This is a genomic window from Thermostichus sp. OS-CIW-33 (assembly GCF_054059615.1).
Genome location: NZ_JBSSCH010000030.1, coordinates 1 through 19,194, shown reverse-complemented (window position 1 = coordinate 19,194; position 19,194 = coordinate 1). Strand labels below are relative to the sequence as shown.

General features: G+C 59.0%; 24 protein-coding genes and 2 tRNA genes. 17 read left to right on the top strand and 9 right to left on the bottom strand.

All coding sequences use genetic code 11. The features are described from left to right. The first annotated feature begins 121 nt into the window (after positions 1-121). From tsaB to ACVWZG_RS13200, 7 genes are all read left to right on the top strand, one after another. A complete protein-coding gene (tsaB, locus tag ACVWZG_RS13230; RefSeq protein WP_457407410.1) occupies positions 122-829 on the top strand; it encodes a tRNA (adenosine(37)-N6)-threonylcarbamoyltransferase complex dimerization subunit type 1 TsaB in 708 nt (235 codons plus the stop codon). A gap of 36 nt (positions 830-865) precedes the next feature. After that, complete coding sequence (gene efp / locus ACVWZG_RS13225; protein ID WP_011432091.1) at positions 866-1,423, top strand: elongation factor P; 558 nt, start codon at positions 866-868, stop codon at positions 1,421-1,423. 69 nt (positions 1,424-1,492) lie between these two features. Continuing rightward, entirely contained in the window at positions 1,493-1,966 is a 474-nt protein-coding gene (gene accB, locus ACVWZG_RS13220; protein ID WP_011432092.1) for an acetyl-CoA carboxylase biotin carboxyl carrier protein, read from the top strand. A gap of 385 nt (positions 1,967-2,351) precedes the next feature. After that, positions 2,352-3,281 carry a metallophosphoesterase family protein gene (locus tag ACVWZG_RS13215; protein WP_414331126.1) on the top strand — a complete coding sequence of 310 codons (930 nt, stop codon included), beginning with the start codon at positions 2,352-2,354 and terminating at the stop codon, positions 3,279-3,281. Between the two features lie 76 nt (positions 3,282-3,357). After that, complete coding sequence (locus ACVWZG_RS13210; protein WP_011432094.1) at positions 3,358-4,104, top strand: phosphoadenylyl-sulfate reductase; 747 nt, start codon at positions 3,358-3,360, stop codon at positions 4,102-4,104. A gap of 3 nt (positions 4,105-4,107) precedes the next feature. After that, complete coding sequence (locus ACVWZG_RS13205; RefSeq protein ID WP_457407413.1) at positions 4,108-4,422, top strand: antibiotic biosynthesis monooxygenase family protein; 315 nt, start codon at positions 4,108-4,110, stop codon at positions 4,420-4,422. 115 nt (positions 4,423-4,537) lie between these two features. Further along, positions 4,538-4,609, top strand: a tRNA-Val gene (locus ACVWZG_RS13200). A gap of 110 nt (positions 4,610-4,719) precedes the next feature. Here ACVWZG_RS13200 and ACVWZG_RS13195 read toward each other — a convergent pair. Beyond that, positions 4,720-5,661, bottom strand: coding sequence for a phosphoribulokinase (locus ACVWZG_RS13195; protein WP_414406494.1), 942 nt, complete (start codon positions 5,659-5,661; stop codon positions 4,720-4,722). Positions 5,662-5,946: 285 nt separating this feature from the next. Here ACVWZG_RS13195 and ACVWZG_RS13190 point away from each other — a divergent pair, with 285 nt between their 5' ends. Beyond that, positions 5,947-6,714, top strand: coding sequence for a PspA/IM30 family protein (locus ACVWZG_RS13190; protein WP_414344240.1), 768 nt, complete (start codon positions 5,947-5,949; stop codon positions 6,712-6,714). Positions 6,715-6,963: 249 nt separating this feature from the next. Next, positions 6,964-7,428: a pentapeptide repeat-containing protein gene (locus tag ACVWZG_RS13185; RefSeq protein WP_011432098.1), complete on the top strand. Its 465-nt coding sequence runs from the start codon at positions 6,964-6,966 to the stop codon at positions 7,426-7,428. Positions 7,429-7,440: 12 nt separating this feature from the next. On the opposite strand, the gene cysQ is transcribed toward ACVWZG_RS13185, so the two are convergent. From cysQ to rpsP, 5 genes are all read right to left on the bottom strand, one after another. Then, on the bottom strand, positions 7,441-8,268 hold the full coding sequence (cysQ, locus tag ACVWZG_RS13180; protein WP_457407416.1) for a 3'(2'),5'-bisphosphate nucleotidase CysQ: 828 nt from the start codon (positions 8,266-8,268) through the stop codon (positions 7,441-7,443). Positions 8,269-8,283: 15 nt separating this feature from the next. Beyond that, positions 8,284-9,045 carry an imidazole glycerol phosphate synthase subunit HisF gene (hisF, locus tag ACVWZG_RS13175; RefSeq protein WP_414330140.1) on the bottom strand — a complete coding sequence of 254 codons (762 nt, stop codon included), beginning with the start codon at positions 9,043-9,045 and terminating at the stop codon, positions 8,284-8,286. 61 nt (positions 9,046-9,106) lie between these two features. Next, complete coding sequence (locus ACVWZG_RS13170) at positions 9,107-10,210, bottom strand: Get3/ArsA fold putative tail anchor-mediating ATPase NosAFP (RefSeq protein ID WP_414398986.1); 1,104 nt, start codon at positions 10,208-10,210, stop codon at positions 9,107-9,109. Further along, on the bottom strand, positions 10,207-10,482 hold the full coding sequence (locus ACVWZG_RS13165; RefSeq protein ID WP_011432102.1) for a KH domain-containing protein: 276 nt from the start codon (positions 10,480-10,482) through the stop codon (positions 10,207-10,209). Before ACVWZG_RS13165 ends, ACVWZG_RS13170 begins: the two co-directional genes overlap by 4 nt. A 52-nt stretch (positions 10,483-10,534) precedes the next feature. Next, a complete protein-coding gene (rpsP, locus tag ACVWZG_RS13160) occupies positions 10,535-11,014 on the bottom strand; it encodes a 30S ribosomal protein S16 (RefSeq protein ID WP_011432103.1) in 480 nt (159 codons plus the stop codon). A gap of 263 nt (positions 11,015-11,277) precedes the next feature. Here rpsP and ACVWZG_RS13155 point away from each other — a divergent pair, with 263 nt between their 5' ends. Beyond that, positions 11,278-11,724 (top strand): TerB family tellurite resistance protein, encoded by a 447-nt coding sequence (locus ACVWZG_RS13155; RefSeq protein ID WP_414330135.1) that lies wholly within the window; start codon positions 11,278-11,280, stop codon positions 11,722-11,724. Between the two features lie 122 nt (positions 11,725-11,846). Here ACVWZG_RS13155 and ACVWZG_RS13150 read toward each other — a convergent pair whose 3' ends face one another. Beyond that, entirely contained in the window at positions 11,847-12,242 is a 396-nt protein-coding gene (locus ACVWZG_RS13150) for a metal-sensing transcriptional repressor (RefSeq protein ID WP_011432105.1), read from the bottom strand. Between the two features lie 114 nt (positions 12,243-12,356). Between ACVWZG_RS13150 and sds the strand changes: the two genes are divergently transcribed. After that, positions 12,357-13,328, top strand: a complete 972-nt coding sequence (sds, locus tag ACVWZG_RS13145; RefSeq protein WP_041436149.1) for a solanesyl diphosphate synthase — start codon at positions 12,357-12,359, stop codon at positions 13,326-13,328. Positions 13,329-13,356: 28 nt separating this feature from the next. Here the strand turns inward: sds and lepB are convergent, their stop codons facing one another. Continuing rightward, entirely contained in the window at positions 13,357-14,043 is a 687-nt protein-coding gene (gene lepB, locus ACVWZG_RS13140; protein ID WP_041436160.1) for a signal peptidase I, read from the bottom strand. 161 nt (positions 14,044-14,204) lie between these two features. Here lepB and ACVWZG_RS13135 point away from each other — a divergent pair, with 161 nt between their 5' ends. Continuing rightward, a complete protein-coding gene (locus ACVWZG_RS13135) occupies positions 14,205-14,603 on the top strand; it encodes a hypothetical protein (RefSeq protein ID WP_457388363.1) in 399 nt (132 codons plus the stop codon). A 31-nt stretch (positions 14,604-14,634) separates the two neighbouring features. On the opposite strand, the gene ACVWZG_RS13130 is transcribed toward ACVWZG_RS13135, so the two are convergent. Then, positions 14,635-15,681 (bottom strand): ATPase, T2SS/T4P/T4SS family, encoded by a 1,047-nt coding sequence (locus ACVWZG_RS13130; RefSeq protein WP_457407417.1) that lies wholly within the window; start codon positions 15,679-15,681, stop codon positions 14,635-14,637. A gap of 172 nt (positions 15,682-15,853) precedes the next feature. Between ACVWZG_RS13130 and ACVWZG_RS13125 the strand changes: the two genes are divergently transcribed. The 5 genes from ACVWZG_RS13125 to ACVWZG_RS13105 all read left to right on the top strand — a co-directional run bounded on the left by ACVWZG_RS13125 (position 15,854) and on the right by ACVWZG_RS13105 (position 19,177). Then, complete coding sequence (locus ACVWZG_RS13125) at positions 15,854-16,573, top strand: pyridoxine 5'-phosphate synthase (protein WP_414424665.1); 720 nt, start codon at positions 15,854-15,856, stop codon at positions 16,571-16,573. 14 nt (positions 16,574-16,587) lie between these two features. Beyond that, complete coding sequence (locus tag ACVWZG_RS13120; protein WP_011432111.1) at positions 16,588-17,220, top strand: DUF3318 domain-containing protein; 633 nt, start codon at positions 16,588-16,590, stop codon at positions 17,218-17,220. 12 nt (positions 17,221-17,232) lie between these two features. Next, positions 17,233-18,066: a biotin--[acetyl-CoA-carboxylase] ligase gene (locus tag ACVWZG_RS13115; RefSeq protein WP_457407419.1), complete on the top strand. Its 834-nt coding sequence runs from the start codon at positions 17,233-17,235 to the stop codon at positions 18,064-18,066. A gap of 56 nt (positions 18,067-18,122) precedes the next feature. Continuing rightward, positions 18,123-19,013, top strand: coding sequence for a M23 family metallopeptidase (locus ACVWZG_RS13110; RefSeq protein WP_457407420.1), 891 nt, complete (start codon positions 18,123-18,125; stop codon positions 19,011-19,013). Positions 19,014-19,096: 83 nt separating this feature from the next. Then, a tRNA-Leu gene (locus tag ACVWZG_RS13105) sits at positions 19,097-19,177 on the top strand. Positions 19,178-19,194: the final 17 nt, after the last annotated feature.

Genomic DNA, 19,194 nt, shown 5'->3' with positions numbered 1-19,194 from the left:
CGACGTTGGATAACAGTAGTCATGAGGACAAACTTCCCTAAGGAAGCGCGAAGATTGACAACCTAAACTTAAAACATCCGTTAAGTTTCGTCAACCACCTTTTTTGATCCTGAGAGAGGCCATGTCGCTTGTCCGCTGGATTTTAGGGATCCACACCACCACGCCCGTTTTGGGCCTGGCCCTGCTGCCGTTGGAGCCGGGGCTGGGAGAACCCCGCAGCCAGAGCTGGTGGCTGGATCGGGAGATGGCAGCGCAGTTGCACCCCTGCTTGAGAGACTTCTTGGCCCGTCAGGCTTGGTCACAGGTAGCCGGGATCGCTGTAGCTTTGGGGCCGGGCAGCTTTACGGGCAGCCGTTTGGGGGTGAGCGTGGCCCGTCTGCTGGGCCAGCAACTGGGCATTCCCGTGTTTGGCTACTCGGCTTTGGCCGTCCTCGCCCGCCAGGTGTGGCAGGAGCAGGGATCCCCGCCCCAGCCCTTGACGGTGGCGGTGCAGATGGACGCAAAACGAGGAGAGCGGTATGGCGGCGTGTATCGGGTGACAGAAGAGGGTGTCGCTGCAGAAGTGGCCGATCGGCTCTGGGAGGAAGAGGCTTGGCAGGCAACTCTCCGACAGTGGCCGCAAGCTCTATCCGTGAATGCCGACGATTTTGTGGATTCTGCACCTGTGGTGGCGTTAGCAGAATTGGCCCGCGCCGATTTTCGGGCCGGATTGCGCCCTCAGTGGCAGGAGGTGTTGCCCCTTTACGGTCGCCAGCCCCCGATCGATCTCCGAGGGCTGAATCGGACTCCGCCTCCCCAGCGCGAACGGAGTGCCCCATCGTCACGGTAAGATTGGGAAGTCTAAGCAACGGATCCCTCTGCTGACATGATCTCAAGCAACGATTTGCGCCCTGGCGTCTCTGTAGAAATTGACGGAGCTCCCTATAAAGTGATCGAGTTCCTGCATGTGAAGCCCGGCAAGGGAGCAGCCTTTGTGCGCACCAAGCTCAAAAACATGCAGACTGGCAACGTTGTGGAGAAAACCTTCCGCGCCGGTGAAACCCTGCCCGCAGCCACCATCGAAAAAGTCGAGATGCAGTATCTCTACGCGGAAGGGAACAACTTGGTGTTTATGGACATGGAGACCTATGAGCAGGCTCCAATTACCGCCGCCCAAATTGGCTCCGCCGTGAAATATCTGAAAGAAAACATGCAAGTGTCAATCTTGCGCTGGAATGGGCAGGTGATCGATGTGGAGCTGCCCAACACCGTTGTTCTGGAAGTGGTGGAAACAGATCCAGGGGTGAAAGGAGATACCGCCACTGGGGGAACCAAGCCGGCCAAGCTGGAGACCGGTGCTGAGATCCAGGTGCCTTTGTTCATCAAGGTTGGAGAACGGATTCGGGTCGATACCCGCACCGACACCTATCTGGGCCGGGAGTGAGTTCTCCCTCTCCTTTTCGGTTATGGATTTCTGTTGTGGACAGGTGATGCATCAGGAGTGAACCTTCCCTTGGATGTTGTCAATTGGCAGGAAATTCGTCTTCTCCTGGCCGCTCTGCAAGAGAGCGATGTTACCGAGCTAACTCTGGAGTTCAAAGATTTTCGCCTCACCTTGCGCAAAGGGATCCCGACTGAGCTCTCCTCCACCCCCGCCAGTCCGGTTATTGTCTCCTCTGCGCCTCCTCCTGCTCCTGCAGAAGCGCCCCCTCCTCCCACTGCTCCCAAATCCACCCCCAGCCATTGGATAGACGTGACGTCACCAATGGTGGGCACTTTCTACAGCGCCCCAGCTCCAGGTGAACCTGACTTTGTGCGGGTTGGCCAACGGGTGAACAAGGGCCAAACCCTGTGCATCATCGAGGCCATGAAGCTGATGAACGAGATCGAGGCCGAAGCGGCAGGCGTGGTGACCGAGATTTTGGTGAGCAATGGGCAATCGGTGGAGTTTGGGCAGGTGTTGATGCGGTTGGATCCCACGGCTTGATGGGCAAGGGGGTAAACCGGATTTTGGCGACCCAATCTCCCTTGCCTGTGTATACACCAGAGTTGAATCGGATTGAGGGGATGTGGTCGGTGTTGAAGCACTGTATCCGTCAGTTTTCCAGAGCCGGGAAGTATGGGATGGAGCAAAGGATACAGACCGCTTTACTACTCATCAATCCATTCAATCTATCCTGCTGGGAGAAAAGTTGGGGGTGACAGCCTGGGAAACCCTCTCAGACCAATTTGACCAGTCTGCGCGCCCCTTTCACAGCCCTACCTGTGCCCCAGTTGCCGATGGCTCCCAGCTGAGGTTAAGAGAATCCCATAGCCCCCCAGCCCATCATTGACTATGATGCGGGCGTGAGGTGTGAATAAGTACCTAAACGATGGCAACCCAACGCATTTGCTTTGCTCAAGTCTCAGATGTCCACCTGATGCCCGAGACGGGGTGCCGCTGTTGGTGGATGTCCGATTCCCCCCGCCGCCAGTTGGAAGCCGCCGTTGCCCATCTCAACCAGGTGCCCGATCTGCACTTCGTGGTGTTTACCGGGGATTTGGTGGATCAAGCGGATCCGGAGAGCTTTCAATCTTTCCAGGAGATTGTTGCCCAACTGCGGGTGCCCTATTACCTCAGCCTGGGCAACCACGATATCGACACCCTAGGGAGAAAGGGACGCTTCAACCGGGATCAGTTTATCCGTTGGTGCCAAAGCCAATTTCCCCTGTCCCTGGCTCCCACTGGTTACGTCGATTACAGCCTTTCCCCTCTGCCCGGGATCCGCTTGATTGCCCTCGACGCCAGCCTGGGACGCTTCCCTTTGCCTCAGGGCGTGCTCCGCCCCTCCCAACTGCACTGGCTGGGCGAACATCTGCAAACGGTGCCGGAAGAATGGCTGATCCTGCTGATCCATCAGCCGCCCTTCATTGCTCCCACTCAAATGGACGCGGTTTTGTTTCGCAAGTACCGGCTCCTCAGCGAACCAGCCTCGGCGCTACACGCTCTCCTGGCCCGCCACGGGCGAGTGGTGGCGGTGCTGAGTGGCCACCTGCATGTGCCGAAGGTGTATGTCCGCGATGGGATCCCCTACCTGACAGCACCTCCTCTGGTGGGGCCGGTTTCGGCTCTGCGGGTGTTTGAGCTGGAGGTGAACCCACGGCGAGGGGTGTTGCGCTACCACTGGGTTAAGTTGCCGGCATTGGATCCCAGCCCCCTCTGGCACGGCTTGGTGATGGGGATCCGACGGGATCGCTGGGGACAAATCCCTCTCCGGGCCAAGGGATCCCGCTCTCTCCCTCTGCCCGCTGCCGCCTGGTAATCAAAACCCCTAAAGCTTGACCGAATTAGTGTAGATTAAAAAAAGCAAAAATCGTCGAGTTCGGTGTCTTCCCCCTATGACAGCAAGCCTTTCTCCTTCTAGCCGCTGGGAGCTGGCGGCTCAAGCGCTGCGGGAGCAGTATCAACCTCAAGTGGCGTCCCTGAGCGAACGGTTTGAGCCTTTGTCGGCAAGCGACCTGCTCACCTGGGCGGTTGAAGAATTTGGAGATGGGCTGGTGCTGGCCTGTAGCTTTGGCCCGGAAGACCTAGTGCTGATCGATCTGCTCACGGCGATTAACCCCCGTGTTCGCGCTTTTTTTCTGGACACCGATTTTCACTTCCCGGAAACCCTACAACTGCGGGAGCAGGTGTTGGCGCGCTACCCCCACTTGCAACTGCAGATCTTCAAGCCCTTGCTTACCCCGGAAGAGCAGGCAGCTCAATACGGGCCAGAACTGTATCGCTCTAACCCCGACCTCTGCTGCAACATCCGCAAGGTGGAGCCCTTGAATCGTGCTCTGGCCGGTTGCACCACTTGGATTACAGGGATGCGTCGGGAACAATCCCCCACCCGCGCCGATATCGGCAAGGTGCAGTGGGACGGCAAGCGCAACCGCCTCAAACTCAACCCGCTGGCTGACTGGACAAATGGCCAAGTTTGGAAATACATCCTTGACCACGGGATCCCTTACAACCCCCTGCACGATCGCCACTACCCCAGTATCGGCTGCCTCCACTGCACTGCGCCTGTTGAGCCAGGGGCGGATCCCCGCTCTGGACGCTGGAAGGGCACAAGCAAAACCGAATGCGGCCTGCATACCTAACCCATGACTGCTTCCTCCATCCTTGAGGTGGCTCAGTTTGAAATTACCCCCGGCTCTGAAGCCGCCTTTGAAGCCGCCATCGCTCAAGCTTTCATCTATTTGCAGCAGACCGGCGGCTACCAAGGGCACCAACTGCAGCGCTGTCTGGAGCACCCTCAGCAATACATACTGCTCGTTCAGTGGGGATCCCTAGAGGCCCATCTGGTCAACTTTCGCCAATCGGAAAACTTTGTCCGCTGGCGTGCCCTCATCGGGCCCTACTTTGCTCGCCCACCCCAGGTGTTGCACTACCAGTTGCTGACCGGATCCCCTTTTTGATTTGAAATAGGGCACCTGTCCACTCTCCACCTAGGTTGACCCCAATGGGACAGGTTAAGATGTGATATTATTTGTTTCCGGCCTTCAGGCAGATGCACAGCGGCATCGCTCATAGGGGCTGTTAACTCAGTGGTAGAGTACCACCTTGACACGGTGGGAGCCGCTGGTTCAATTCCAGCACAGCCCATGTCCTTGACAGAAGCTGACAAAGGTTTGCTCCAGGATCAGGTTACAGTGCTGAGCCTAGCCCTCCCCTGCAGATCCTGTGAAACTGGGGATCCCTCGCCGCCACGGACTCTATTGGTAGATGTTGGCCGCTTTTAACATGTGGTAGGTGATCAGCAACTGAGTCAAAGCCAGGGGATAGCTCTGGAGCAGCTCGCCGGTGGTGCCGATCAATTGGCCGATATTGGGGTTTCCCTCTAAGCTACAGAACTTGCCCAGGTAAGGGATTTCGTTGCAGAGCATCCGCTCCAGCTCAATCACTTGGCTGGCCGTAGCATGGGCATCAATCTGCAAAACATCGACGGGCTTGCCCATATCCCGATCCAAATCCAAACGAATGGCAGAGCTGAGGTGACTGTCGCGGGCATTGAGGATTTGCCAAAAATCTGGGTGAGGAATGGTGGGGCGCAGCACCAGGCGCGCATTCAGCAATACCTCGTCTTGGTTGGATCCCTCTTGGGGCGGGTAAAAGGTGACCACTACATCGGCCCATTGGCGCTGTGGACGAATAAAAGCCTCTGAGTCGGGTTCGCGCTTTTTGAGCTCTTCTCGCACTTGCTCTTCGGTATATCCGCGCTTGCGGGTGTCCCGCTTAATCTTCCAAAGGGCTCGTAAATGTTCTGGGGGAGCCAAATAAACCTTGACATCGTAGCTATCCCGCATACCACGGGTAAAGTAGCCCAGCAGCCCTTCGACAATCACGTATTTGTTGGGCTTGACATACTCTGGCGGGTCAAAGGTGCCGGTGCTGTGGTTGTAGACGGGCTTTAGGATCGGCTGGCCGGTGCGCAGGAGCGTCAGGTGCTGCTGAACGATATCCAGGTAGTTGCAGTCGGGATGGAGGGCTGTAATCCCCAGTTCAGCGCGTTGTTTGCGGTCGTAGCGGTGGTAGTCGTCGGTGCAGATGACAGTGACGTTTTCTTCCCCCAAGACTTGGGCAATGCCACGGGTGAGGGTGGTTTTTCCAGCAGCACTATCACCAACAATACCCAGAATAATCGGGCGCTGAGCCACGGATCCCTCTCCTGAATCGTGAACCTGGGGCGGAGAACTCCCAACAACACCGGCCAAACTCAACTTCGTTTCGACCTGCGGATGGCCCCGATCAGAGAACAGGGATTGTCGGTCAGCAAACGAAGTTAAGCAAGCATTATCGGCTCTGGAGGGTATTGGGGCAAGAGAACGTTACAGCTTTTTTCAGCGGAGCCCTATGGATCCCTATACTGGAGTAGGAGCACTGGAAGGCATCAGAGCAGCAAGGGTAGCATTAGGTCAGACCGCTAGAGGGGGAAGCAACCGATGGGATTGTTCGATCGGGTCAGCCGAATCATTAGATCCAATATCAATGCGCTGGTCAGCAGCGCCGAGGATCCGGAGAAAATCCTGAACCAGACCATTCAGGACATGTCTGAGGATCACTACCAGATGCGGCAAGCGGTTGCCCAGGCCATTGCTGCCCAGAAGCGGATAGAGCGGCAGTATGAGCAAGCACAGCAGAGTGTTGATGAGTGGCAAAGACGCGCCGAGTTGGCCCTGCGCAACAACAACGAAGCTTTGGCTCGGGAAGCGCTGGTGCGCAAGAAAACCTTTGCCGAGACTGCCCAAAGCCTGAAGCGGCAGTTGGATGAGCAGACTAAGCAGGTGGAGATCCTGAAGTCCAACATGACCAAGCTGGAGAGCAAGATCGCTGAGGCCAAGACCAAAAAGGACATGCTCATCGCTCGCGCCCGCGCCGCCAAGGCTTCCCAGCAAATCAATCAGGTTATCGGGCGGGTGGACGCCACAAGCGCCTTTGCTGCTTTTGAGCGTATGGAGGAGAAGGTGAACTCCCTGGAGGCCCAGTCGGCGGCAGTGGCCGAGCTGGCGGTAGACAATTTGGAAAACCAGTTTGCCGCTTTGGAGGCGGGTGGCTCGGATGTGGATCACGAGCTGCTGATGCTCAAGGCGTCGATCCAGGGTCAGTTGCCCTCTGGGGAGGCGAAGTCCTCAGGCCAACCTTCCACCGCAAGTGAGAGCGAGGTCGATCTGGAGTTGGAAAATTTGCGCAAGGAGATTGACCAGCTCTAACAGGCGGAATGTCGCTCTCCTCCGACTCTCAAGGCTTGCCGGGCTGAGTTTGGGCCGGGGGGTGGTAAGCTAACCAACAAGAACTCTGACAGCCCTTCTGCCGACCAGCAGGGCAAAGTCTGTCAGTAAAGCGTTCCACCTCGAGTGGCAGGGATCCCCAGAGGGTAATCAACCTGCGAAAGGGTCACAGCCTGCTTCCGGCAGGGCTGAGGTTAGTTTGCCTACGGTTTTGTGAGAGAACAAACAGCGATGACAACAGCAAGTATCAAGCCTCTCTTGGATGCCAAGCAACTGTTGCAGGCTTATGCGTCTGGCCAACGGGATTTTTCGGGCTCCAACCTGAGTGGAGCGCAGTTGAGTGGCGCGAATTTGAAGGGCATTATCCTACGGGATGCCGACTTGAGTGGGGCAGATTTGCGCGAGGCGGATTTGTCGGGAGCAGATCTCTCGGGAGCCGACCTGCGCGGAGCCAAGCTGCGACGGGTGAACCTGATTGGGGCTAAGTTGGTGAAGGCAGATTTGCGGGGGGCCAACCTCTACCGGGCCAAATTGCTCAGGGCCGACCTCAGCGAAGCCGAGCTGAACCGAGCCGATCTGCGGATTGGGGCCGATCTGCGCGGAGCCATCATCACCAACACCCATTTCCGCGGTGCCCTTTACGACGAGTACACCAAGTTCCCGGATGGCTTTAACCCTACGGAGATGGGCATGTAGCCGGAGCTTCCCTCAGGGGATCAGGTTCTGCCACAGTTGGGCCATGCCTTCGGCAGCCGCTACAAAGGGCGGGTTGTGCAGGTCGGGCTTGTTGTAGCGCAAGGGATCCCCTGCCAGATCGGTGACGCTCCCCCCCGCTTGCTCCACAATGCACTGGGCAGCGGCAGTATCCCACTCCATGGTGGGGCCGAAGCGAGGGTAGAGATGGGCAGATCCTTCGGCCACAAGGCAAAGCTTTAGGGCACTGCCCACAGACTTCACTTCCAGAGAGCCACAGAGCTGCCGCAGCCGCTCGAGGAACTGCTCCGTCTCCGGGTTGCTGTGGGAACGGCTGGCCACCACTTGTAGGGGTTCTTGGGCGTAAGGGCAGGTGCGGATGGGCTGTTCGTGAACGCAGGACGGAGTCCTTTCCCTCTTGCAGGCCCCCAGCTTTTGCGCAGCCGCGTAGGTGAGGCCCAGAGCTGGGGCATGGACGACCCCCAGGATGGGGATCCCCGCCTCGACAAGGGCAATGTTGACGGTGAACTGGCCGCTGCCTTCGATAAACTCGCGCGTGCCATCCAAGGGATCCACCAGCCAAAACCGCTCCCACTGTTGCCGCTCTGGGTAAGGGATCCCGCCCGATTCTTCCGAGAGCACCGGGATCCCTGGGGTCAACTCTTGCAGGCCCTGCAGGATCAGGTGGTGGGCAGCCAGATCCGCCTCAGTTAGGGGGGAGGCATCTGCTTTGAGTTGGATCGGCAGCGATTTTTGCCGATAGAAGGGCAAGATGGCCTGCCCTGCTGCTTCTGCCAGGCGGCACACCTCAGGCAGGAGAGCGGCCAGATCTTGAGCCTGCACGGATCCCTCCCCAAGCTAGAAACGCACCGGAATGGCATGGGCGGCCAAGTCGGCTTTGATCTGCGCAATCGTCAGCCGGCCATAGTGGAGCAGCGAGGCCAATAGAGCCGCTTCCGCCCCTCCCTCCTGCAGAGCTTGGCGGATATGAGCACACTCCCCTGCTCCTCCTGAGGCAATCACCGGCACCGACACCGCCTCGGCCACCCGCCGGGTTAGCTCCAGGTCATAGCCGGCCTGGGTGCCATCGGCGTCCATGCTGGTGAGCAAGATCTCCCCTGCCCCCCGCTCGGCCACGGTTTTGGCCCACTCCACCGCGTCTAGCCCCGTCGGCTGCCGCCCCCCGCGCACGTATACCTCCCATCCCCCTCCCTGCGGCTTGGCGCGAGCATCAATGGCCACCACAATGCACTGGGATCCAAACCAGCGGCTGGCTTGAGTCACCAAATCCGGATCCCTGACCGCCGCCGAATTGAGGCTGACCTTGTCTGCCCCGGCCCGCAGCAGTTGCCGGATCCCCTCCAGATCGCGGATCCCTCCTCCCACCGTGAGGGGAATGAACACCTGCTCTGCGGTGCGCCGCACCACTTCCAACAAAATCTCCCGCTCTTCGTGGGTGGCGGTGATGTCCAAAAAGACCAGCTCATCGGCCCCCGCCTGATCATAAGCCTGGGCCAGCTCCACCGGATCCCCGGCATCCCGCAATTGCACAAACTGGATCCCTTTCACCACCCGCCCTGCCGCCACATCCAGACAGGGAATGATCCGTTTGGCCAACATCGCTCTCTCCCAAGGACTCCATACCGCTAACGCGAACAGAGGGGAACAACTGGGGATCGTTTTAGCCGAAGCTGATGACCAGGAAGGGTTCTTGAAACTTGGCCCCAGTCACCTGCCGACCTGCCAAGCTGGGGGGCAAGAACAAATTGCGCCGCTGATCCCCGGCGGTAATGGTCAGCTCCGGGCCTGACTGGCTCAGCTCGATTTGCGCCTTGCTGAAGCCGGGAATAAACAGCTTGACTGTACGGGCTCCCTCGTCGATGGCCACGGGCGGCGGCACATCCGGCACAGCGAACATCCCCCCCACCGCTGCTTCCAAAGCCGACCAATCGGATCCCTGACGCAGGGGGAGTGTTCGTAGTGTCAGCGGGAAAAAATCGGCGGCCGAGACCTCCCCCGGAGCCAGAGGGGTGACCCAGAGGCCACCCACCGTCAGCCCTACCATCTGAGCGCTCCCCCAAAGGTAACGGGCGGTTTGCACGGCCATCGGGTCTGGGGTGGTCACCAGGTGGGCCAGCACACGGCGCGGATCGGCAATGGCCTGTCGTCCCTGCTCCAAGAGGTTAGTCATGCCCCCCAACCGCTCCGGCAGATCCTCCAGAGAGGAAAACTCCACAGTGCTCACCGAACGCAGCAACGGCTCGGCAAAGGGTCGCAGGGTTTTGGCCAAGTCGGATCCCAAAAAAGCTTGGGAGGCTCGCCGCCAGTACCAACTGGCCACCTCCGGGATCCCAAAGGCCCGCAAGGTGGTCAGATCCCCTGGCCCATCGTAGAGAATGCAGTCGTATTGGCCGCTGGCATCGTAACGGCGCAGAGCTTCCAGGGCCAGGGCCTGATCCATGCCCGGCAACACCCCCAGTTCCTGGCCGTAGATCTCCCGGAAAAAGGGGGTGCGCACGTATCGGGCTTCCAGCTCTTTGGCCGCCGTCCAGAACTGCTCCAGCAGCTGGGTTGTCCGCAACTGCACCACGCTCAAGTTGGCAGCAATGGTCACCGGCTCGCCGGAAAGCGGGATCCCGCCCAAAAGCATTTCCAGCCCCGGCCCCGCCTGATGGCCCACCAACAGCACCCGCCGCCCCTGCTGGGCTGCGGCCCGAGCTGCCGCCACGGCCAAGGTGCTCCGACCTGTGCCCCCCTTGCCCAGAAAGGTGAGAATTTGGCTCATTCCCGCTCCTCCCGATTCCGCTCTCCCGCCTCTCCGTAGATATCGATGTACAGAGATTGACCTGCCAACTGAGCTGCGGCCATCATCACCTGTCGAATCGCTTGCAGGGTGCGCCCGCCCCGCCCGAATACCCGCCCCCGATCCTTCGGGTCAAAGGCCAGCCGCAGCCATACCTTTCGCCCGCCACAGGTGGTTTCCACATCCATTTGAAGAGAGGCGCTGCTGAGCAGCGGTTCGATCAAAAGATGGGCGAGAGCCTTGTAGTCTGGCATAGAGAGCTAGACGACAGGAGGGAACAACTGGCCAAGCCAAGCTTAGCCGACCCTAGGCCTCAACCGCTTCCTCAACCTGAGGCTTTTCAACTTCAGCTTCTGGAGGACTTAATTCTGCCGCTGCTGTCTCGGTGGCAGCTTCGCTCAATTCAGACTCGGGAACATCGGCGACCTCAGCCTCGGCCACGGATTCTGTTGCAGGGGCCTCTTCTGCCGCCTCAGGGATCCCAGCTTCAGGCTTGGCCATGGCCGGGATGCGAATCGAGGCAACCACTCCGCCTTCCCCTGCTTTCAACATCTCGTAGATGCCGGCCTTTTTGAGGAGACTGTCCACGGTCTCTGTGGGCTGAGCGCCACAACGCAACCACTTCAGCAAGCCTGCCGTTTGCAAAACCGTCTCCTTGGTGCGCGGGTTATAGTAACCCAGTTCCTCTAGCGGACGGGCTTCACGGCGGCTTTTACTTTCAATGGCGATGATGCGATAGCTGGGTTGCCGCTTTTTTCCGTAGCGCTTGAGCCGCAATTTGACCATGGGGTATCCACTCCTTGGGGGACGCTCCGCAAGCTGTAAAGATCCAAAAAATCCAAAAAAGAGTTCGCCTAGACCCGCCAAGCCTGCTGAAGCTCCAGAGCCTCGCTCCGAGCCTTTGGCGTTTGGCCGGTAGACACAGGCTTTCTATTTTAAGCGATTTTCTGCTTGACTGGAACTTGACTGGAAAATGTCCGACCCCGGTTTGGAAGGCAACCTTACATGGCAGAGTTGAAGAGAAAACCCTACACTCAGCAGCAACTCCCATGATCAACTACGCCGATTTGACAGACGAGCAGCGCCAGCTCTACCTCAAGGCCCTGATCGCGGTGGCCCGAGTAGATGGCCAGTTGGACGAAGAAGAAACCTCTTTCTTCATGCAAATCGCAGAAGGGGTAGGCATCGAAGCGCCACTGGCCCAGACCTATCTGGCGGATGAAACAGGTGCGCCTTTGGATATCAGCGGGATCCCGCCCATGCGCAACGCGGCGGGGGCCTTGATCCTGCGGGATCTGGCGGCGATGGCGGTGGTGAATAGCCAGCTGGTGGAAAAAGAAGAGGAGCTAATTTTCGAGATCGGCAAAGCCATGCAGTTCAGCGCTGAGGAGATCAACGAGTTTATCGACTGGGCCTTCATGGGACTGCAGTGGCAACTCAAAAGCGCATCTCTGCTGGAGCGCTATACCCAGCCCTCCCCCCAACCTTCTGAATGACCTGGGGTACTAGATAGCATCACAACGGCCAGCCCCCGCTGCAGATATTGACAGCCCAGTTTGGCGTTCCCCTGAGCCAAGCAAAGGGAGACTTTCATCAAGTTAAATCTGGCCATCGAGACTTAGCTGATAAAGCGATCCAGAGCCCGCTGCAACTCTTCCAGCTCCACCTCGATATTGCCGGTCTCGATGGCATGGCGGATGCAGTGGCGAATGTGATCGTCCAAAATCAGCCGCGCCACCCGATCCAGCGCTCCCTTGACGGCGGCAATTTGCAGCAGCACATCTGGACAGGGCTGATCCTGCTCGATCATGGAGCGGATCCCACGCACATGCCCTTCGATGCGAGCCAAGCGGTTGGTCAACTTGCGCCGAGACTGGGGATCATGATGGTGAGGCTGGGCCCGCCCAGACAGCGGCGGCTTTTCCAGCGCCAGCTCCCACTCCTCCTCCCAATCGGGTTCTGAAGGGAGCGGTGGAACGGAATGAGATCGAAGTGGGGGGACGGGATCCGACATGAGAAGGGCAAAAGACTGCTTGCATGATACTGCCTGGTTTTCCCCGGGAACGATGGGGTACTCTACAATAGAAAAAGATGTGAAATTTTGTAAAACCTCTCATACTTTGGCTCCATGACCTCTGTGCTCTCCCCCTTTGGCCCTGTAGAAGCGGATCTGGAGCGTTTACGCCAGAACCTAACGCGGTTGGTGAGTGCCAAGCACCCCATCCTGGCCATGGCTGCCGAACATCTGTTTTCGGCGGGAGGGAAAGGGATCCGGCCAGCCATCGTGCTCCTCATTGCCCGTGCCACCACCCCAGATGGAGAGATTACCCCACGGCATTGGCGCTTGGCAGAGATTACTGAGATGATCCACACGGCCAGCTTGGTTCACGACGATGTCATCGACGCTGCCGACGTGCGACGGGGCATCGATACGGTGAATACCCTCTTCGACAATCGGATAGCCGTGCTGGCGGGGGATTACCTCTTCGGCCAAGCTGCTTGGTACTTGGCCAATCTGGACAACCTGGAGGTAGTGAAGCTCCTTTCCAAAGTAATCATGGATTTGCCGGAGGGAGAGGTGCGCCAGAGCCTCACCCGCTTCGACCCGGATGTGTCGATGGAAGACTACCTGGCCAAGAGCTTCTACAAAACGGCCTCCCTCATGTCCGGCAGTTCCAAGGCTGCTGGCCTGCTGAGCGGGGTTAGCGAGGAAGTGGCGGATCGCCTGTTCGATTTTGGGCGGGATCTGGGCATTGCTTTTCAGATTGTCGACGATCTGCTGGATTTCACCGCTTCGGCAGAGACGCTTGGCAAGCCTGTGGGATCCGACCTCATCCAGGGCAACCTCACTGCACCCGTTCTGTTTGCCCTAGAGGAATTTCCCCAGATGCGAGAGCTCATTCTCAGGGAGCTGTCCAACCCGCAAGACCTGAAGCAGGCCCTGGAGTGGGTGTATCAAAGCGAAGGGATCCCACGCTCTCGTCAGTTGGCCCGCGACTACGCCCAGCGGGCTGCCGAAGCGCTGTATAGCCTGCCGGACTCTGCGGCGCGTCGTGCTTTGTTTCAGATGGTGGACTATGTGCTGGAGCGGCTGCACTGAGCAGTCCCGACAGGGTCAAGCTGGCTTTCTACCGGGCTGTGTTGCCCAACACTTGGGCCTCTGGAAGAAGCTCAGGATATTCTGGCGGGGCGAAAAAGTGTAGGCGATTTGGGGGCCAAAAGCGAAAAATGGTGTTGCCGATGATGTTTTCTTCCGGCAAGAAACCCCACACATGGGAGTCTTGGCTGTCGTTGCGGTTATCCCCCATCACAAAATAGGAGCGGGGAGGAACCACGAATTCGGATCCCTGATTGGGAACTCCAGGACAGCGCTCGCCAGGGCAAGAATAGTCGGGGGGGGCATAGATGTAGTCTTCCCGCAGCGGGATCCCGTTGATGATGACCTCACCGTTGGCGATGCGAATGCGATCTCCCGGCAGGCCGATCACCCGCTTGATGTAGGCCCCGTCGAAGTTCAGTTTGGCGGGAGGGTTGAAAACAATAATATCGCCTCGTCTGGGCGAACCAAAGCGGTAGCTGACCTTTTCCACCACCAGCCGATCCCCTTCTTCCAGAGTGGGCAGCATCGAATCGGAGGGGATCCAACGCGCCTCTGCCACAAAGGTGCGAATGCCGAAGGCCAGCAACAGAGCCAGCACCACCGTCAGAAGGTTTTCCCGTTGCGCCTGCCACCAGCTGCGGGATCCCGAGCTGGCAGGGGTTTCCCCTGATGGCGACTGGGGCTTGGGCAGAGGAGTTGGATCTTTTGACGGCATGGAAGCTAACGAACAAGACTTCACGATCTCAAGATTACCGCACCCAATCCAGGGCAGCAGAATGGGATGCCCTCCCATTAAACCCCTGCCGGAGAGACGAATAGCCGGCAATAGCATAGGATGGGTATTCTGGTGTACCGTACTCGCGACTGTTAGCCCCTATGACGATTTCAACAGAAGAGCGCCTAGAGCGAGTCGAGCGCCTGGTCGAGGCCAATAGCCAAGCAATAGCTCGTCTCACCCAACAACAAGAGGAAGTTTTGAGGCGGATCGATCGGCTCTCAGGGGATAGCGAAAAACTCTCGGAGCGGGTTGAAAAGCTCTCGGGCGATGTCGAAAAGCTCTCGGGCGATGTCGAAAAGCTCTCGGGCGATGTCGAAAAGCTCTCGGGCGATGTCGAAAAGCTCTCAGGTGATGTCGAAAAGCTCACTTTTAAGTTCGACACCTCACAAACCATCGGGGAACGGCTGGAACGTCTAGCCACCAGCCTGATTGCCGGTGCCACCATCAGCATCATTGCCGGAGTGATTTTGGTGCTGCTGCGGGAGGGATCCCGTTGAAGGGATGTTGCTCGGGGCTGGTTTTGGGGGGTCAACTGCCGGAATTGAGTTTTTCCCAGTCCTGCTGGTGGATGGCGATCATCTGGGCTTGGGCTTGAATAGCTGCCAACACCTCCGTCATCAGGGGCCAGTCGCTCCGCGGCGGACTGGGGTACTGCTTAAGCTTGTCAACTGTGTTGCTGAGAGCACTTTGCAATTGTTGCAGCAGTTGATAGGTCTGTTGGGCCAAAGCTAGGGTCTCAGAGACGCGGAGGTTATTCTGGCCTTGTTGATATTTCTGGAGAGCTTCCCCTCGCAGGATGCTCAAGATGGCCCCTTCTCTAGAGGCGGCAGTCTGGCCACTTTTGGAGCGCTGCGGTATGACGCGCAACTGCAACACCAGTGGCTCCCCCCGGTACATCCGCTCCACCTCTGCCTGCTGCGGCTCCCCGATCAACTCCGGATCCAGCGCCATCATCCGCTTCATGGCGGTGATCAACTTCGCTCGTATGGACTCGGAGAGATCTTTGAACAGATCCCGCAAAATCCCCTGCTGGCGGTAGCGCACTCGACAAGAAGGCCCCTCTTGAGGCTCCACGAAAATTTGCTCGGCTTTCTCATCCAAAGCCCGCCGCAGCATCGAGTTGAGCAACTGCTGCACTGTCTCTTCTGATTCGTCGGCGGGGACGGACGGAGGCTGGGTTGGCCTCAACTGCGTGGGTGGCCCCGACACGGGAGCAGGAACCTCCCGAGTCACCCGGTTGGCTTGGGCCTGGAGGCGCAGCCGCTCCACCTCTGCCGGGTCGGGGGGATGGCTGAAGTAGTAGGCAATTAAATCCTGCTGCTGCTGAGCGGTGAGAGGGATTGGCTGGACGGAAATCTGGGAATAGGCCAGCATTTTGCTCACATAGTCCAACGCCGCCAAATCCTGGGGATCCACCATGCCCAAGATGAGGCTGTCGGTATCCAGGGCCAAGGGGACGACTTGGTAGTAAATGCAGATCTCCACCGGCAAGTACTGGGCAATTAAGGCCGGCACTCGCGCCCGGTCAACAATGGAGTGTTGTCCCACCGCCAGAGAGGCATCTGGATCTGTCATGGCAAGCCCGGAGTGGATCCCGCACAGGCGAGACGTCGCTACCTGATCATAGAGTAAAGCCTACACCCTCGCGGCCTGAGGCCCATGGCATCCTGGCTCTCTGACTGGTGCAAGTTGAATAATGTAATACTAGGAGCATTCTAGGATCCTCTACACCCAAAGCAGTCAAGCCTTGTTAAGTCTTGGAGTTAACATCGACCACATTGCCACCCTTCGACAGGCACGCCGCACGGTGGAGCCAGATCCGGTAGCGGCAGCGGTGATTGCCGAGCTGGCGGGGGCAGATGGCATTACGGTGCACTTGCGCGAGGATCGCCGTCACATTCAAGATCGGGATGTGCGGCTGTTGCGGCAAACTGTGCGCACCCACCTCAACTTAGAGATGGCAGCCACCGAGGAGATGGTGGCGATTGCCCTGGAGGTCAAGCCCGACTACGTCACTTTGGTTCCTGAGCGGCGGGAGGAAATCACCACCGAAGGTGGGTTGGATGTGGCGGGGCAGGTGTCGCGCCTCAGGGATGTGGTCGGCCAACTGCAGGGATCCGGCATTCCCGTCAGCTTGTTTATCGACCCAGATCCGACCCAAATTGCCGCTGCTGCCCAAGTGGGAGCCCGCTGGGTGGAGCTCCACACGGGGCGCTATGCAGAAGCCTCATCCGAAGCTCAGCGGCAGGTGGAACTTGACCACCTGGAAAAGGCCAGCCAACAGGCTCTTCAGCTGGGCTTGCGGGTGAATGCGGGACATGGTCTTACCTACTGGAATGTCGGCCCAGTGGCGCGGATTCCGGGAATGGAGGAGCTGAACATCGGCCACAGCATTATCAGTCGAGCGGTGCTGGTGGGGCTGGATCGGGCGGTGCGAGAGATGCGTCAGGCGATGGGACTAAGCTGAGGAGCAGGCCCGGCATGAACTCGGAATACTACGGCTACGAAAACTACGTTCTGGATCAGGCGGAGATTGAGCGCCTGTTGGATCTGCTGCCAGCCAGTATGCGGGAGAGTGTGAAGATCTTGCCCGCCTCGGAACGGCAAACGGTGGTGATCAAAGGCCGTCGGCAAATGCCCTGGGAACGGCAGATGCGGCTGTTCATCAAGCCCTACGAGTGGCGGCAATTTACCCCCCTGCAGCGGGCGGGGCTGTTCCTGCACAAGGTGGGCTACTACAGTCGGGCGGTGTCGCGGCAGATCGACTTTTACCTGGCCATAGCAGCTCTGGGGGGGTTGAGCTTGATCTTCGAGGCCGTACAACAGGATCCCGTGGGAGCAACCGTTTCGGGTGGTTTGAGTGGCTTGGCCCTCTGGCAGTTGCGCCGCGACCAAACCAATGACCGTCGTCTGTTGGCTGCTGACGCCTATGCGGTGGATCGCCTGGTGTTGCGCGGGATCCCGCGGCTGCAGGCGGTGGAGGCCCTAGGGCAGGCGCTGCATGTGGAGGCCCGTCTGGAGGGGCGCTCGGGCAATGATCTGCTGGACATGTTGCGCTACCAAAACCTCAAGCGGCTGGCCCAGCGTCCGGCGGAAGACATTGTGTTGAGCTAATCCCGGGTAGAGATGCTTTCTCCCTCGCGGCTGGGATCCCAGGCGGGCCGGTGGGGCCGCCATCTGCTGCAAGTGGCGGTGACCGATTCCACCAATCGGCTGCTCTTGGACTGGGGCCGTCGGTTCCCACAGCCGCTGCCAGTGGGCACAGTTTTGGTCAGCACCCGCCAACGGGCTGGGCAAGGTCAACATGGGCGGGTGTGGCACTCGGAGCCGGGGGGACTATACCTGTCCGTTTGGCTGGGATCCCCGCCTTTGCATTACTCGCTGCTGGAACTGACCCTGGCCTTGGGCTGGGGCATTGCGGGCCGTTTACGGCAAAACCTTGGGATCCCGCTGCGGCTGAAATGGCCCAACGATTTGGTGGTGGTGGACGAGCAGCGCCCGGATTCTCTGCTCAAGCTGGGGGGGATCCTGGTGCAAAGCCGCTTTGGGGGGGGCGGGCAACTGCTGGGGTTGGTGGCCGGTGTGGGGGTGAATGTCAACAACCCCGTTCCCATTGGGGCAATCACCTTAGCCCAAATTTTGGGATCCCCTCTGCACCGCTCACTCGACCGCACCGAGATTGCCGGCTGGGTTCTGCAGGGGATGGAGCAGGGATTCCACGTCTGGTTGCAAGGGGGATTTGCCCCCGTTCGCTCAGAGTACGAAGCCTGGATGGTCAAGCCGCAAGTCCAACGGCTCGAAAGGGGGACTAGCCTCACGATCTTGGGCCTTGCCGAGGATGGAAGGGTGCGAGTACAAACACAAGGGGAGCGACATCTGCAACAGCAGCAATCCATCCGGACGCTTACACCCGACCAAGTTCGCTTGAGCTATCACATGCCGGCGGGCGATAGCCTGTAATTTCTCTTGTGTTTTTTATGTGGCCTGTGTTGAACTCGGTGATGAAGCTTTGGGTTATGGCAGCGCGCCTTTTCTCCCCCCGAGCTCGGCGGCTGCGCTTTTGGCTGAAGCTGGGGCTGGCTCTGCTCTGGTTTTATCCCACTGCTCTGCTGGCCCAGACCCAACCAACCCCTCTGCCCCCGCCGCCTGTGGTGGAACCGGCCCTGGACACGCCTGGGGCAGCAGCCCTGCTGCTGGATGGAGCCATTCCCCTGGGAGAGGGCAGCCCTGCGACCCTTGAGGCAGAAACCCGCCCAGAGACGGTAGTAGGCCGCGAGATCGTGATTGAGCCCCAGAAGAACCATGACCTGGTTCCCCATGCTCAGCCTGAAGGTGGGGTGCCGGTGGTGCTGATGGAACGCAGCTCCGGTCGCCGCATCATTCTCGCCCCCGGCCAAGAGATTCGCATCGAGGATCCCAGCCAGCCCCAAGCTCCTGAACCGGGAACGCCGACGTTGCCTGAACTGGCCGTAGGTGAAGAACGACTGCTCTATCCCTTACCTCACCCGGTGCCGATCACTTCTGGATTTGGCATGCGAATTCACCCCATCCGCGGAGAGCCAGAGTTTCATGCCGGGGTGGATTTGGGGGCCAGCATGGGCACGCCGATCCTGGCCTCTTTAAGCGGCAAGGTGGTCACTTCGGGATCCCTGGGGGGTCTAGGGATCACCGTTGTGCTGGAGCATGCCGGCGGTCGGCGCACTCGCTATGGCCACATGTCCGAAGTTGCTGTAACACCAGGGGAAGTGGTAGAGCGGGGATCCGTCATCGGCTATGTGGGGGCGACCGGAGCGGTAACTGGGCCGCACCTCCACTTTGAGCTGTGGAAGCGGGCGGTGGGGCAAGGTTGGGTGGTTCTGGACGCCACAGATGATCTGAAGGTTGCTGTTGCCCAGCTGCCGGGTTAGCCAGAGCCGGCTTGGGTTAGCATAGGTGGGCGGGCTCCAACTGGAATGCTGGCGCAGGTAACCAGTTGGGTCATGCAGGTTTTGCGGACGTGGCGGAACGGCAGACGCGCTAGACTTAGGATCTAGTGCCGCAAGGCGTAAGGGTTCAAGTCCCTTCGTCCGCATGAGAATCCCCTACTTC

What these genes read in the sequence shown, in the direction of transcription:
- tsaB (WP_457407410.1), top strand. Translation starts at nt 122, where the DNA reads ATGTCGCTTGTCCGCTGGATTTTAGGGATCCACACCACCACGCCCGTT.
- efp (WP_011432091.1), top strand. Translation starts at nt 866, where the DNA reads ATGATCTCAAGCAACGATTTGCGCCCTGGCGTCTCTGTAGAAATTGAC.
- ACVWZG_RS13215 (WP_414331126.1), top strand. Translation starts at nt 2,352, where the DNA reads ATGGCAACCCAACGCATTTGCTTTGCTCAAGTCTCAGATGTCCACCTG.
- ACVWZG_RS13210 (WP_011432094.1), top strand. Translation starts at nt 3,358, where the DNA reads ATGACAGCAAGCCTTTCTCCTTCTAGCCGCTGGGAGCTGGCGGCTCAA.
- ACVWZG_RS13205 (WP_457407413.1), top strand. Translation starts at nt 4,108, where the DNA reads ATGACTGCTTCCTCCATCCTTGAGGTGGCTCAGTTTGAAATTACCCCC.
- ACVWZG_RS13190 (WP_414344240.1), top strand. Translation starts at nt 5,947, where the DNA reads ATGGGATTGTTCGATCGGGTCAGCCGAATCATTAGATCCAATATCAAT.
- ACVWZG_RS13185 (WP_011432098.1), top strand. Translation starts at nt 6,964, where the DNA reads ATGACAACAGCAAGTATCAAGCCTCTCTTGGATGCCAAGCAACTGTTG.
- hisF (WP_414330140.1), bottom strand. Translation starts at nt 9,045, where the DNA reads ATGTTGGCCAAACGGATCATTCCCTGTCTGGATGTGGCGGCAGGGCGG.
- ACVWZG_RS13170 (WP_414398986.1), bottom strand. Translation starts at nt 10,210, where the DNA reads ATGAGCCAAATTCTCACCTTTCTGGGCAAGGGGGGCACAGGTCGGAGC.
- ACVWZG_RS13165 (WP_011432102.1), bottom strand. Translation starts at nt 10,482, where the DNA reads ATGCCAGACTACAAGGCTCTCGCCCATCTTTTGATCGAACCGCTGCTC.
- rpsP (WP_011432103.1), bottom strand. Translation starts at nt 11,014, where the DNA reads ATGGTCAAATTGCGGCTCAAGCGCTACGGAAAAAAGCGGCAACCCAGC.
- ACVWZG_RS13155 (WP_414330135.1), top strand. Translation starts at nt 11,278, where the DNA reads ATGATCAACTACGCCGATTTGACAGACGAGCAGCGCCAGCTCTACCTC.
- ACVWZG_RS13150 (WP_011432105.1), bottom strand. Translation starts at nt 12,242, where the DNA reads ATGTCGGATCCCGTCCCCCCACTTCGATCTCATTCCGTTCCACCGCTC.
- sds (WP_041436149.1), top strand. Translation starts at nt 12,357, where the DNA reads ATGACCTCTGTGCTCTCCCCCTTTGGCCCTGTAGAAGCGGATCTGGAG.
- lepB (WP_041436160.1), bottom strand. Translation starts at nt 14,043, where the DNA reads ATGCCGTCAAAAGATCCAACTCCTCTGCCCAAGCCCCAGTCGCCATCA.
- ACVWZG_RS13135 (WP_457388363.1), top strand. Translation starts at nt 14,205, where the DNA reads ATGACGATTTCAACAGAAGAGCGCCTAGAGCGAGTCGAGCGCCTGGTC.
- ACVWZG_RS13130 (WP_457407417.1), bottom strand. Translation starts at nt 15,681, where the DNA reads ATGACAGATCCAGATGCCTCTCTGGCGGTGGGACAACACTCCATTGTT.
- ACVWZG_RS13120 (WP_011432111.1), top strand. Translation starts at nt 16,588, where the DNA reads ATGAACTCGGAATACTACGGCTACGAAAACTACGTTCTGGATCAGGCG.
- ACVWZG_RS13115 (WP_457407419.1), top strand. Translation starts at nt 17,233, where the DNA reads ATGCTTTCTCCCTCGCGGCTGGGATCCCAGGCGGGCCGGTGGGGCCGC.
- ACVWZG_RS13110 (WP_457407420.1), top strand. Translation starts at nt 18,123, where the DNA reads ATGGCAGCGCGCCTTTTCTCCCCCCGAGCTCGGCGGCTGCGCTTTTGG.